At 73.9% G+C, this 12862-nt stretch carries 10 protein-coding genes; 3 read left to right on the top strand and 7 right to left on the bottom strand.

Annotation, left to right across the window (positions count from 1 at the left end; translation table 11 throughout):
* The first annotated feature begins 275 nt into the window (after positions 1–275).
* On the top strand, positions 276–2003 hold the full coding sequence (locus ABT299_RS01715) for an ABC transporter ATP-binding protein (RefSeq protein WP_500249428.1): 1728 nt from the start codon (positions 276–278) through the stop codon (positions 2001–2003).
* Here ABT299_RS01715 and ABT299_RS01710 read toward each other — a convergent pair.
* The 4 genes from ABT299_RS01710 to ABT299_RS01695 all read right to left on the bottom strand — a co-directional run bounded on the left by ABT299_RS01710 (position 1900) and on the right by ABT299_RS01695 (position 7313).
* Entirely contained in the window at positions 1900–3348 is a 1449-nt protein-coding gene (locus tag ABT299_RS01710) for an ATP-binding protein (protein WP_500249427.1), read from the bottom strand. The two genes, ABT299_RS01715 and ABT299_RS01710, sit on opposite strands and share 104 nt — an antisense overlap.
* On the bottom strand, positions 3345–4061 hold the full coding sequence (locus ABT299_RS01705) for a response regulator transcription factor (protein ID WP_387020858.1): 717 nt from the start codon (positions 4059–4061) through the stop codon (positions 3345–3347). The genes ABT299_RS01710 and ABT299_RS01705 overlap by 4 nt, the downstream gene beginning before the upstream one ends.
* Positions 4062–4403: 342 nt before the next feature.
* Positions 4404–6329 carry a thiamine pyrophosphate-binding protein gene (locus ABT299_RS01700; RefSeq protein WP_500249426.1) on the bottom strand — a complete coding sequence of 642 codons (1926 nt, stop codon included), beginning with the start codon at positions 6327–6329 and terminating at the stop codon, positions 4404–4406.
* 9 nt (positions 6330–6338) lie between these two features.
* Positions 6339–7313, bottom strand: a complete 975-nt coding sequence (locus ABT299_RS01695) for a TIGR03621 family F420-dependent LLM class oxidoreductase (protein ID WP_500249425.1) — start codon at positions 7311–7313, stop codon at positions 6339–6341.
* Between the two features lie 169 nt (positions 7314–7482).
* On the opposite strand from ABT299_RS01695, the gene ABT299_RS01690 reads away from it, so the two are divergent.
* Both ABT299_RS01690 and mctP read left to right on the top strand, forming a co-directional pair.
* Complete coding sequence (locus ABT299_RS01690) at positions 7483–7728, top strand: DUF3311 domain-containing protein (RefSeq protein WP_387020867.1); 246 nt, start codon at positions 7483–7485, stop codon at positions 7726–7728.
* Positions 7725–9359 (top strand): monocarboxylate uptake permease MctP, encoded by a 1635-nt coding sequence (gene mctP / locus ABT299_RS01685; RefSeq protein ID WP_500197585.1) that lies wholly within the window; start codon positions 7725–7727, stop codon positions 9357–9359. Before ABT299_RS01690 ends, mctP begins: the two co-directional genes overlap by 4 nt.
* A gap of 187 nt (positions 9360–9546) precedes the next feature.
* On the opposite strand, the gene ABT299_RS01680 is transcribed toward mctP, so the two are convergent.
* The 3 genes from ABT299_RS01680 to ABT299_RS01670 all read right to left on the bottom strand — a co-directional run bounded on the left by ABT299_RS01680 (position 9547) and on the right by ABT299_RS01670 (position 12830).
* Positions 9547–10059, bottom strand: a complete 513-nt coding sequence (locus tag ABT299_RS01680; RefSeq protein ID WP_190858330.1) for a GNAT family N-acetyltransferase — start codon at positions 10057–10059, stop codon at positions 9547–9549.
* A gap of 29 nt (positions 10060–10088) precedes the next feature.
* Positions 10089–11627: a cytochrome bc1 complex cytochrome b subunit gene (gene qcrB / locus ABT299_RS01675; protein WP_190858328.1), complete on the bottom strand. Its 1539-nt coding sequence runs from the start codon at positions 11625–11627 to the stop codon at positions 10089–10091.
* Between the two features lie 138 nt (positions 11628–11765).
* Positions 11766–12830, bottom strand: coding sequence for a phosphotransferase family protein (locus ABT299_RS01670; protein WP_347256764.1), 1065 nt, complete (start codon positions 12828–12830; stop codon positions 11766–11768).
* Positions 12831–12862 lie beyond the last annotated feature (32 nt).

Here is a 12862-nt window from a genome sequence, read left to right as displayed (position 1 = left end):
GGGCCGGTAAGTTCATTTCTGCAAGGCCGTGGAAACGGCGAGAGAAATATGAAGGGAAGTCCGCATGAGCTTCAAGAAGATCACTCCGAAGCCCCGCAAGCGCCCGGCCAAGCCGGTCCCGCCGAAGAAGCACCGCCGCAAGCCCGTCCGGCGGCCGCACGCCAAGTAACCGGCGGTCGAGCCGGACGGGAGCCGGCGGGGGAGAGAGCGGACTCGCCCCGCCGGCTCCCGTCCCTTTTCCTGCGCGGGAACGCGCGAAAGTGATAGGAGGGGACGTGGCCCGTACATCTTTGCCGGAGGCCGCGCCCGTCGTGTCGGTGCGCACGACTTTCCGGCATTTCTGGCCGCTGATGCGCGGCGACCGGCGGCTGCTGCTGCTCGGCGGCGCGCTCGCCGTCGCCGCGGCGGCCTGCGAGGTCGCGGCGATCCGGCTGTTCGGCGTCATCACCGACCGGGCGCTGGCCGCCCGCGACCTGGCCGCCTTCTGGACGCCGGCCGCCGAGTGGCTCGGCATCGCGCTGGCGGCCGCGCTGATGACGTTCGCCGGCGACTACGCGACGACGCTCGCGGGCGAGCGGTTCCTGCTGCGGCTGCGCGACCGGGTGTTCGCGCACGTCCAGACGCTGTCGCCGGAGTTCTTCGACCAGGGCCGGCTCGGGGACCTGATGGCCCGGCTGACCGACGACATCGAGGCGATCGAGGAGCTGGTCGCGTCCGGGCTGGTCCGGCTGGCGACGGCGGTGGTCAGCGCGGCGTTCTTCGCGGCCGCCGCGTTCGCCGTCCGGTGGGACCTGGCGCTGGTCGCGTGCGCGCTCGTCCCGGTCTTCCTGCTGGTGACGCGGGGGTTCTCCGGACGGTTCCGGGCGGCGGCCGGGCGGGAGCGGCTCAGCAACGGCGCGCTGGCCGGCACCGTGGAGGAGAGCCTGTCGAACCAGCCGCTCGTCCAGGCGTACAACCGGCAGGAGGCGCAGGCGCGGCGGCTGCACGACGAGGGGCGCGTCTGGCTGGCGGCGAAGATGGCCGAGGCCCGGTTGTCCAGCCTGTACGGGCCGCTGGTCGAGGTCGTGGAGACGGTCTGCGTGCTGGTCGTGCTGGGCGTCGGCGCGTGGGAACTGCAGGAGCACCGGGTCACGCTCGGCGGGCTGCTGTCCTTCGCCGCCTACCTCGGCTACCTGTACCCGAACGTGCAGAGCCTCGGGGAGCTGGCGCTCACCGCGTCGGAGGCGGCGGCGGGCGCCGACCGCGTCCAGGAGGTGCTGCGGACCCGCCCCGCGGTCGCCGAGCCTCCGGCGGCGCGCACCCGGATCGCGCGGCGCGGGCGCGTCGCCTTCGACCACGTCACGTTCCGCTACCCGGGCGCCGACCGGCCCGCCATCGAGGACCTCACCTTCCAGGCCGGTCCCGGCGAGCTGGTGCTGCTGGCCGGGCCGAGCGGCGCCGGGAAGTCGACGGTCACCAAGCTGCTGCTGCGCTTCTACGACCCCGACTCCGGCGGGATCCGGCTGGACGGCGTCCCGCTGCCGGAGCTGTCGCTGGCCGCGCTCCGCGACACCGTCACCGTGCTTCAGCAGGAGACGCTGATGTTCTCCGGCACCGTCCGCGACAACATCGCCTACGGACGGCCCGGCGCGACGGAGGCGGAGATCGTCGCCGCGGCGGTCGCCGCCGACGCCCACGACTTCGTCACCGCGCTGCCGGACGGCTACGACACCGAGATCGGGCAGCGGGGGCGGCTGCTGTCGGGCGGCCAGCGGCAGCGGATCGGGATCGCCCGCGCGATGGTGCGGGACGCGCCGGTCCTGGTGCTCGACGAGCCCACCACCGGCCTGGACGCGCGGACGGCCCGCAACGTCCTCGGCCCGCTGCGCCGGCTGATGGCCGGCCGGACCACCGTCCTCATCACCCACGACCTGCGTCTGGCGCCGACGGCGGACCGGATCGTGCCGATCGGCCCGGCGGGTTCGCGGACGCTTGCGGCGTTCCAGGAAGGCGCAGGCGCATGAGCGCGCCGCCCTCGGGCCGGTTGGACGCCGACACGCCGCCGCCGTGCTGCTCGGCGGTGTGCCGGACGATCGCCAGCCCGAGCCCGGAGCCCGGCAGCGCGCGGGCCTCGGGCGCCCGGTAGAAGCGCTCGAAGACGTAGGGGAGCGTCGCCTCGGGGATCCCCGGCCCGTCGTCGGCGACCAGCAGCTCCCCGTCCCGCAGAACGATCCGGACGGTGCCGTCCGGCGGGCTGAACTTCACCGCGTTGTCCAGCAGGTTCGTCACCGCGCGGACGAGCGCCGGCTCCGAGCCGCGCACCAGCCACGGCTCCAGCAGCGTCTCGAACGTCGCCGCCGGCGCCCGCAGCCGGACCCGCTCGACCGCGAGCGGGACGACCCGGTCCAGCCGGACCTCGGTGCGCACCGCGGCCTGCTCGTCGTCGCGGGCCAGCTCGACCAGGTCCCCGACGAGGTTCGTCAGCTCCCGCAGCTGCGCCCTCACGTCCCCGAGGAGCGCGTCCATGCTGCCGTGGGGGAACGTCCGCTCGGGATGGGCGCGCGACTGGATCAGCAGGTCGATGTTGGTGCGCAGGCTGGTCAGCGGGGTGCGCAGCTCGTGCCCGGCGTCGGCGACGAGCCGCCGCTGCCGCTCCCGGGACCGGTTCAGCGCGGCGAGCATCGCGTTGAAGCTCCCCGCCAGCCGGCTGATCTCGTCGTCGCCCGACACCCGGATCGGTTCGGTGTTCAGGTCCTGGGTGCGGGCGATCGCGGCGACCGCGCGGGTGAGCCGCCGCACCGGCTGCAGCCCGGCGCCCGCGACCGCGATGCCCGCGCCGGCCGCCAGCACCGCCGCGCCCGCGCCGACCATGATCGTCATGTACTGGAAGCCGGTGACGGTCTCGTCGACCATCGTCAGCGAGCGGCCCAGCACGATCACGGTCCCGTCCTGCGCCCGGACGGTGATGACCCGCATGTGCACGCCGCCCGACTCGCCGTCCGCCAGCACGAACGGCGGCCCGCCCGCCGTGGAGACCCTCCGCACCGCGCCTTGGTCGACCGGCGGCGGCGTCCGGGTGCCCGGCGGCGAGACCGCCCGGCCGTCCCGGACCGTCGCGACGCTCATGTCCAGCGCCGCGAGCAGGTCGCCGTCGTGCCGGTCGCCGGGCCGGCCGTTGACGTTGTCGGCGAGCGTCCGCGCCTGCCCGATGAGGTTCTGGTCGATCTCCTTGCGCAGCCGCCCGGTGAACATCGTGAACGACACCACCGACGTCGCCACGATCGCGGCGATGACCGTCCCGGCGGCCAGCAGCGCCACCCGCGCCCGCAGCGACGGCCCCTGCCACCGCGACCGCCACCGGACCCTCATACCGGACCCTCCCGCAGCGCGTAGCCGACGCCCCGCACCGTGTGGATCAGCCGCGGCCCGCCGTGCTCCTCGGTCTTGCGGCGCAGGTAGCCGATGTAGACGTGCAGCGAGTTCGACGAGCGGCCGAAGTCGAACCCCCACACCTCCTCGTGGATCCGGGCCCGCTCCAGCACTCGCCGCGGCCGCCGCATCAGCAGCTCCAGCAGGTCGAACTCGGTGCGGGTCAGGTGCAGCGGCCGCCCGCCGCGCCGGACCTCCCGCGTGTCGACGTTCATCACCAGGTCCGCGAACCGCAGCACCTCGTCGCCGCCGGGCTCCGCCCCGAACCCGCGGGAGCGGCGCAGCAGCGCGCGCAGCCGCGCCGTCAGCTCCTCCAGCTCGAACGGCTTGGCGATGTAGTCGTCGGCGCCCGCGTCGAGCCCGGCGACGCGGTCGTCCAGCTCGTCACGCGCGGTCAGCAGCAGCACCGGCAGGTCGTCGCCGCGGCCGCGCAGCATCCGGCACGTGCCGATCCCGTCCAGGTTCGGCATCATCCAGTCCAGTACGACCGCGTCCGGGGCGGCCCGGTCGATCGCCTCCAGCGTCTCCAGCCCGTCCGCCGCGAGCTCCACCTCGTAGCCGTTGAAGCGCAGCACGCGCTCCAGCGCCGACCGCACCGCCGGGTCGTCGTCGGCCACCAGTATCCGCGGCGCGCCCGCGCCCGCCTCCGTCATCCGCGCTCCCTCGGTCGGTCCGGGCACCACTGTGGGCCACCGATGATGAGCGGAGGGTGAGAGGACGCTTAGACGCCGCTCAGGAGCTTCTTAACCGCGACGGCAGCGGGCTCGCGCCGTCGCGGGCGAGCTCCCGCGACAGCGACAGCGCGGCGGTCGAGGACGGGCGCGGCGACGGCGGACACCCCCGCCTCCGACTACTCCTGGTTCAGCAGGCTGAGCCCGCGCGCCGGCACCGACCTCGGCGTACCGGGCGATCGGCGGCCCGCTCCCGGCGCGGATGTCCATGCGCCGATCGTCACCGTGATCGCGCGCCCCCGGCAAGGGGCCGCGGCTCGCCGCTCACCGGGGCCCCGTGTCGGACGACGGGGTGTGCCCGGTGATCGGGGCCTCGATCAGCAGCGGCGCGTCCAGGTCCCGCACCGACGCGACCGCCTCGGCCAGCTCCGCCGCCGACCCGGCGCGCACCGCGGCGATGCCGAACAACCGCCCTGCGGCCTGCCAGTCCAGCGCCGGAGGGGCGAGGTCCATGCCGATGTAGCGGCCCTGCTCGGCGGACGCGCCGCCGCCCTCGTCGAGGGTCTCCTTGAGCGTGCGGTACTCGCCGTTGTTCATCACGACGAACGCGACCGGAACCCGGTAGCGGGCGGCGCTCCACAGCCCCTGCACGCCGAACATCGCGCAGCCGTCGCCGAGGACCGCGACCACCGGGCGGTCGCCGCGGGCCATCCGGGTGCCGATCGCGGCGCCGATGCCCCAGCCGAGCCCGCCGCCGACCGTGTGCACGTACGAGCCGGGCCGGTCCTGCCGCAGCACCGCGCGCAGCCTCAGCCCGGTCGTGATCGCCTCCTCGACCACGATCGCGCCGTCCGGCAGCCCGGCCGCGACCGCGTGCGCGGCGGCGCCCGGGTCCATCGGCGCCGGACCATAGGCGGCGCGCGCCCGCTCCTCCGTCTCCGCGCGGGCACGGGCGTGCGCCGCGCCGAGCCGCTCGGTTCGCTCCTTCGCGGCCGGCACCCGCCCGTCCAGCGCGGCGGCGAGCGCGGCCAGCGTCCCCGGAAGGTCGCCGGTCAGGCCGTGCCGGACCGCGAAGTTGCGGCCGATCTCCGCCGGGTCCTCGTCGATCTGCACGATCGCCAGCCCGTCCGGGACGGCCGGCCCCGGTGTGTAGTGGTGCGGCATGAACGCGTGGCACCCGGCGATCAGTGCCGCGTCGTGCGCGGCGAGCGTCTCCCGGATCACCGCGTTGCGCGGCGGCAGCATCCCCGCGTACAGCGGGTGGCCGGTGGGGAAGTCGACGCCGTCGTTCATCGGCTGGTGGTGCACGACCGCGCCGATCCGTTCGGCGACCGCGACCAGGTCCGCGACGGCGCCCGCGCGCCCCACCCCGTCGCCGGCGATCACGACCGGACGCTCGGCCGCCGCGAGCAGCGCCGCCGCGTCCGCGACGTCCGCCGGTCCCGGGCCGGTCACCGGGGAGCGCGCCGGGACCGCGACGTCGCCGTCCTCCTCCAGCAGGTCCATCGGGACCGACAGCAGAACCGGTCCCGCCGGCGGACGCGCCGCCAGCGCGAACGCCCGCCGCAGCAGTACCGGAAGGTCCCGGGCGTGCTGCACCTCGACCGCGCTCTTGGTCGCCGCCGACGCCAGCCCCACCAGGTCGCCCGACAGCATCGGGTCCTGGACGAGGTGCCGCCGGTCCTGCTGCCCCGCGACGACCACCATCGGCGTCCGCGACCGCAGCGCGTTCAGCATCCCGATCAGCCCGTTCGCGACGCCCGCCGCGACGTGCAGGCTGACCATCGAGGTACGGCGCGCCGCCCGCGCGTACCCGTCGGCCATCGCCACCACCGACGCCTCCTGCAGCCCCAGCACGTACCGCAGGTCCGGCGCCGCCGCGAGCGCGTCCATCAGCGGCAGCTCGGTCGTGCCGGGATTGCCGAAGATCCGCGTGACGCCCTCGTCGCGGGCGATCTCCAGCAGCGCCTCGATCGGCCTCATGTCCTGCCTCCCCGGCGGTCGGTGCTTCGCGGAGCCGCCGTCGACGTTGATGGTGTGCCCGGTGAGGAACCCGCTGCCCTCGTCGACCACGTATAGCAGCGTCGACAGCAGGTCGCGCGGCTCCTCGATCGCCGGACCACCTGCAGCTCCCGGACGCGGCCGAAGCCGCCGTCCGCGCCCGTCGTCCGCGCGACGGTCGCCCCCGCGCGCAGGTGGGGGAGCGCGGGCGCGCGAGGCCAGGAGCGGGCCGTCCAGGTTCACCCGCATGGGGGTGCGTCAGGACAGGTGCGCGATGACGGGCGCGAAGGCGTCCATCGCCTCGTCGGACACCTGGTAGTAGGTGAAGCCGTAGCGGTCGCGGCGGGCGAGCATCTGCTCGGCGATGTGCTCGGGCGGCCCGACGAACTGCGACGGCATCTCCAGCACCAGGTCGGTGGACGCGGTGCCCCAGCCGCGGGTGACCGCGACCTTCGCGGCGGCGCGGCGCGGATCGGGGCCGAAGGTGGGCGTGACCAGCATGCTCAGCTCGACGTCGCGCCCGGCGGCGGCCTCCCGGATCCAGCCGACCTTGCGCTCGATGGTCTCCGGGAGCCGTTCGCCGATCTCCTCGGAGATCGTCCCGTCCGGGAGGGCGCGGGGCAGGATCCCGACGGTGTCGGCGAGCCGCCCCGCGATGCCGAGCATCCGCCGGCTGCCCGCGCCGACCACGAGCGGCGGGCGGCGCTCCGGGCGCGGGAACACCGTCAGGCCGTCGATCCGGTAGTGCTCGCCGGTGAAGCTCGTCTTCTCGCCCGACAGCAGGCTTCGCAGGATCCGCAGCGACTCCTCCATGCGACCGACCCGCACGCCCGCGGCGTCGAACGGCATCCCGGCGGCCTCGTACTCCTCGCGGAGCCAGCCCGCGCCGAGGCCCAGCTCGAAGCGGCCGCCCGACAGGTGGTCGAGCGTCGCCGCCTCCTTCGCGAGCATCACCGGGTGCCGGTAGTCGTTGCAGAGCACCATCGTGCCGACCCGCAGCGTGCTCGTCGCGGCGGCGGCCGACGCCAGCGCGACCATCGGGGCGAGCTGGTCGCCGAACGGCTCGGCCACGAAGTGGTCGCGCAGGATCAGGGTGGAGTACCCGAGGTCCTCCGCGCGCCGCGCCGTCGCGAGCAGGTCCGCGCCGGAGCGGACCGACTCGCCGACCACGCCGAAGCGGAACGGGCGGCGGGTCGGGCCGGTGCTGGTCCGGTCCTTGCGGGCTTCGTCCATGAGCCGAGGATGCCGTGCGCGTGGACCGTTCCGCTGGCGGGAAAACGACACAGGGCTCGACTTGGTCAACAAATGGCCCCGGGACTGGTGCCGGCGGTTCGAAGATCGCAATATTGCGGGGGCGAGAATCGCCCCGGCCGCTCGTTCCCCCGGCCCATGGAGGTCATCCGTGAGTGATACGTCCCCCGCCTCTTCACCCCCTCCCAGCCCGTCCCTCGCACGGAAGGCGGTGGCGGGCGTCCTGCTGGTCGTCCCCTTCGCCGTCTACCTCGCCGTGCCGACCTACGCCAAGGACGGCCCGCACGTGGCCGGCTTCCCGTTCTTCTACTGGTGGCAGCTGCTGTGGGTGGTGCTCACGGCCGTCTGCATCGGAAGCGCGCACCTGCTCACCCGCAAGCGGGGTGAGGCGAAGTGAAGGACGTCAACGGCGTCGAACTGACCATCTTCATCGTCTTCTTCGCGGTGGTGACGGTGGTCGGCTTCGCGGCCGCGCGCTGGCGGCGCGGCCAGACCATCATGCACCTGGACGAGTGGGGCCTCGGCGGCCGCAGCTTCGGCACGTTCGTCACCTGGTTCCTGCTCGGCGGCGACCTCTACAGCGCCTACACGTTCATCGCCGTGCCGTCGGCGGTGTTCGCGGGCGGCGCGATGGGCTTCTGGTCGGTGCCCTACGGCGCGATCGCCTACCCGATCGTGTTCCTGATCGGCCCGCGGCTGTGGTCGGTCGCGCAGCGGCACGGCTACGTGACCGCGGCCGACTTCGTCCGCGGCCGGTACGGCTCCCGGTCGCTGGGGCTCGCCATCGCGCTCACCGGGATCCTGGCGATGATGCCGTACATCGCGCTCCAGCTCGTCGGCATCCAGGCCGTCCTGACGGTGATGGGCGTGTCCGGGTCCGGCTGGGCGAAGGACCTGCCGCTGTTCATCGCGTTCGCGCTGCTGGCCGCCTACACCTACACCTCGGGGCTGCGGGCGCCGGCGCTGATCTCGTTCGTCAAGGACGCGCTGATCTACCTCGTCATCATCGTCGCGATCGTCTACATCCCGACCAGGCTCGGCGGCTGGGACGGCATCTTCGACAAGTCCGCCGCCGCGCTCGCCAAGCCGAACCCGGCGACGGGCAAGCCCGCCGGCTCGCTGTTCACCAATGACATGACGCACTGGGCGTACGGGACGCTGGCGCTCGGCTCGTCGCTCGCGCTGTTCATCTACCCGCACAGCGTGACCGGCGCGCTCGCCGCCGGGCGCCGCGACGTGATCCGCCGGAACGCGGCGCTGCTGCCCGCGTACTCGCTGCTGCTCGGGCTGCTCGCGCTGCTCGGCTACATGGCGCTCGCCCACCCCGGCGTGGTCGCCGCCGTGAAGCACGCCGGCAACCCGCAGCTGGCGGTCCCGGAGCTGTTCGACCAGGTCTTCCCCGACTGGTTCGCCGGCGTCGCGTTCGCCGCGATCGGGGTCGGCGCGCTGGTGCCCGCCGCGATCATGTCGATCGCCGCGTCCAACCTGTTCACCCGCAACGTCTACACCTCCTTCATCCGGCCGGACGCCTCGCCCGAGGAGGAGACCCGGGTGTCGCAGCTGGTGTCGCTGCTGGTGAAGCTGGGCGCGCTGGTGTTCGTGCTCGGCTTCGACAAGTCGCTGGCGATCAACCTGCAACTGCTCGGCGGCATCTGGGTCGTGCAGACGTTCCCCGCCATCGGCATCGGCCTGTACACGCGGTGGCTGGACCGGTGGGGCCTGCTCGCCGGCTGGGCCGCGGGCATGGCGTACGGCACCTACACCGCCTACGACCAGGCGTCGCCGACGCAGAGCCACTTCGGTTCGCCGCTCGCCGACATCCCGTTCATCGGGCACACCGGCTACATCGCGCTGACCGCGTTCGTGCTGAACATGGTCGTCGCGGTCGCGGTCACGGCGCTCGTCCGGGCGTTCAAGGTGCCGGCGGGGCCGGACGAGACGAGCCCCGACGACTACACCGCCGACGCGGGCGACAGGCTCGCCGCGCCGGAGGACCCGGCGGGCGAGCTCACCGGCCAGTCCGCCTGAAAACCGGCCCGCTCCAGGTGCGGCCCGCCCGAGGACCGGCGGTGCCGGAGGGCCGCGCAGACCGGCGGGACGGGGCGAGCGGCTCGGTCGCCGTCCGTGCGGCGTAAGGGCGTCACCGACTGCCCCGATCCCGCCGGTCCCTTCCAGACTGCGCCCCGCCCGCCGCGATCCGCAAGGCGGGCGGGGCTCAGCCCGCGGCGTCGACGCGCTGCGACAGCACCTGCCCCGGCCAGTCGCCCACCTTGAACTCGGCGACCGTCGCGAACCCCTGGCGCCGGTAGTACTCGACGAGCCGCCCGTCCCCGCCGCCGTAGCAGTCGACGCGCAGCAGCCCGGCGCCCCGGGCCCGCGCCAGCCGTCTCGCCTCGCCGATCAGGGCGGCGCCGACGCCGCGGCCGGCGAACGCCCGGTCGGTCACCAGCAGCGTGATGTACAGCTCGGGCTCGTCGGCCGCGCCGACGTAGGACGGCGGGCCCGGCGCGACGGCCATGACCCCGGCGGGACGGCCGTCCGCCTCCGCCACCAGGATCTCGTCGTCGCGGGCGATGCCGGTGATCCGCTCGACCCGGCGCGGGTCGCGCGACCAGGGCTCGGCGCCCCACTGGCCGGTCCGCCCGTTGCTCGCCAGCCAGGCGACGGCGCCGTCCAGCATCGCCATGATCACGGGTACGTCGTCCGGTCCGCCGCTGCGGATCTCCATCGCGGCACCTCCCACCCGTGATCATCGCATCAGCGCGGCACCGGGCGGTGCTCCTTCTCCTCGGAACGCTCCAGCTCCCCGCCGGCGAACAGCCGTGCCAGCGGCCCGCCGGACGGCCTCGGGACCGCGGTCCTCGCCCGGAGCCGCTCCGCGGCCTCCGCCGGGAGGGGCCGGGTCCGCTCGCCGAACCCGCCGGAGGGGGAGCGGACGATGATCCCGGTCTCGACGCCGTGCTCCAGAAGCAGCAGGTCCCGGCGCTGGAGGCCGAGGCACAGCCGCCGCGTCACCGCGAACGCCAGCGGCGGCCCGGCGAGGAGCGCGACGCGGAAGAACCAGGTGGTCGCGAACAGCGACACGTCGAACCGGTCGGCGATGACGTCGTTGCCGGCCGCCGCCCACAGCACGCCGTAGAAGACGATCCCGGCGGCGCCCAGGCCCGTCCGCGTCGCGGCGTCGCGCGGGCGGTCGAGCACATGGTGGAACGCCGTGTCGCCCGTCGCGCGCCGCTCGATGAACGGGTAGAGCGCGAGCACCGTGAAGAACACGGTGATGACCAGCAGCGGGACGAGGATGCCGAAGGAGAGGGTGTGCCCGGCGACGGTGACGTCCCAGCCCGGCATCAGCCGCAGCGCCCCGTCCCCGAACGCCAGGTACCAGTCGGGCTGCGACCCGGCGCTGATCGCGCTGGGGGAGTAGGGGCCGTACTGCCAGACCGGGTTGATCTGCAGGAAGGCCGCCAGCAGCACGGTCACGCCCGCGGTGAACAGGACGAACGCCGTGGTCTTGGCCATGAAGACCGGGTAGAACGGCTTGCCCTCGACGGTCCGCTCGGTGCTGCGGCCGCGCCGGAAGTCGGTGTGCTTCTGCACCCACGGCAGCACGATCGCGTGCAGCGGCACCAGCGCCGCCATCAGGCCCGGCACCAGCAGCACGTGCACGACGTAGAGCCGCGGGATGAGGTCGGTGCCGGGGAACTGCCCGCCGAGCAGGAAGAACGCGAGGTAGCTGCCGACGAGCGGGATCGCCTGCGCGGCGCCGAGCACCAGCCGCAGCCCGGTGCCGGACAGCAGGTCGTCCGGCAGCGAGTAGCCGGTGAACCCGTTGGCCATCGCCAGCGTGAACAGCACGATGCCGAGCAGCCAGTTCAGCTCGCGCGGCTTGCGGAACGCGCCGGTGAAGAACACCCGGAGCATGTGCGCCAGGATCGCCGAAAGGAAGATCAGCGCGGACCAGTGGTGCACCTGCCGCACGAGCAGGCCGCCGCGCACGTCCATGCTCAGGCGCAGCGTCGAGGCGTACGCCTCGCTCATCTCGACGCCGCGGAGCGGTGCGTAGGAGCCGTGGTAGACGACCTCGGACATGCTCGGCTTGAAGAAGAACGTCAGGAAGACGCCGGAGGCGAGCAGGACGAGGAAGGAGTAGAGGGCGATCTCGCCGATGAGGAAGGACCAGTGGTCGGGGAACGCCTTGCGGGCGGCGCGGCGGGCGAAACCGGTGGTGCCGAGCCGGTCGTCCAGGGCGTTCAGGGCTTGTTCGGCCGTCGAAGCGCGCCGTTCGGTCAAGGACATGCGCCACTCCCAGGGGGGTCGGTCGCCGGTGACCTGTACGACCGAACGTAGTACGACGCGTCGTAGTTCTACAAGGGGTAGTTCTACGACGGGTAGTACTTGGGAGCGGGCGTCCGGCGAGGGCGCCCGGGGCGCGGGTCAGGAGGCGATGAACGCCTGCGCGCGGCGGAACAGCCCGAGCGTGATGGCGTGCAGCAGGTCGCCGGTCTCCTTCGGCGCCTTCCCGGCGAACGCCCGCGCGTGCGTGCCCTCCAGGACGATCCCGAGCTTGAAGCAGGCGAGCACCGCGTACCACGTGATGGACGACAGGTCGCGGCCGGCGACGGCGTCCGCGCGCTCGGCGTAGGCGGCGACCAGCTCGTCCGTCGTCGGCAGGCCCCCGGCCGCGCCCAGCGGCCCGGCCAGCTGCGCGCTCTCGTCGCCGTGCTGCGGCCAGGTGGCCAGCAGCCAGCCGAGGTCGAGCAGCGGGTCGCCGATCGTGCACATCTCCCAGTCGACGATCGCCGCCACCTCGGGGCCGTCGAAGGAGTACATCAGGTTGGCCAGGTGGTAGTCGCCGTGCAGGACGCCGGGCCGCCATGTCGCAGGGCGGTGCTCCTCCAGCCAGCGCGCCACGTCGTCCAGACCCGGGATCTCCGGCCCGGGGTAGCCGTCCAGCGTGCTGTAGGAGTCGAGTTCGGAGAGCCAGCGGCTCACCTGCCGCTCCAGGAAGCCCTCCGGCTTGCCGAAGTCCGACAGCCCGACGGCCTCGTGGTCGACCGCGCCCAGCGCGGACAGCGCGCGCGCCGCGTTCAGGCCCATCGCATGCCGGACGGACGCGTCCCCGGCGTGCAACTCCGGCAGGGACACTGAGGCGTTGAAGCCCTCGACCGGCGTCATCAGGTAGAACACGGCGCCGTTCATGACCGACTCGTCCGGGCAGGCCGCGATCACGCGGGGCGCGGGCACGTCGGTGCCGTCCAGCGCGGCGAGCACGCGCGCCTCGCGGCGCAGCACGTCGTTGGTGCGGGCGCGTAGGTGCGCGGGACCGCGCCGCAGCACGTAGTCCCGGCCGCCGCGGCGGAAGCGGACCAGCGTGTTCTGCGTCCCGCCCGTCAGCGGCTCGACCCCTTCGAACGCGCCGCCCGGCAGGCCCTGCCCGTCCATCCACGCCGCCAGGACGGCGAAGTCCACCAGCGCGGGGTCGATCTGCTCAGGCTGCACGGCGGTTCCTTTCGGGTACGGCGGTCTGCCGG

Source organism: Spirillospora sp. NPDC000708, assembly GCF_040299565.1.
Lineage (GTDB): Bacteria > Actinomycetota > Actinomycetes > Streptosporangiales > Streptosporangiaceae > Spirillospora.
Note: the sequence above shows the minus strand (reverse complement) of the source record. Positions and strands in the feature narration are given on the sequence as shown.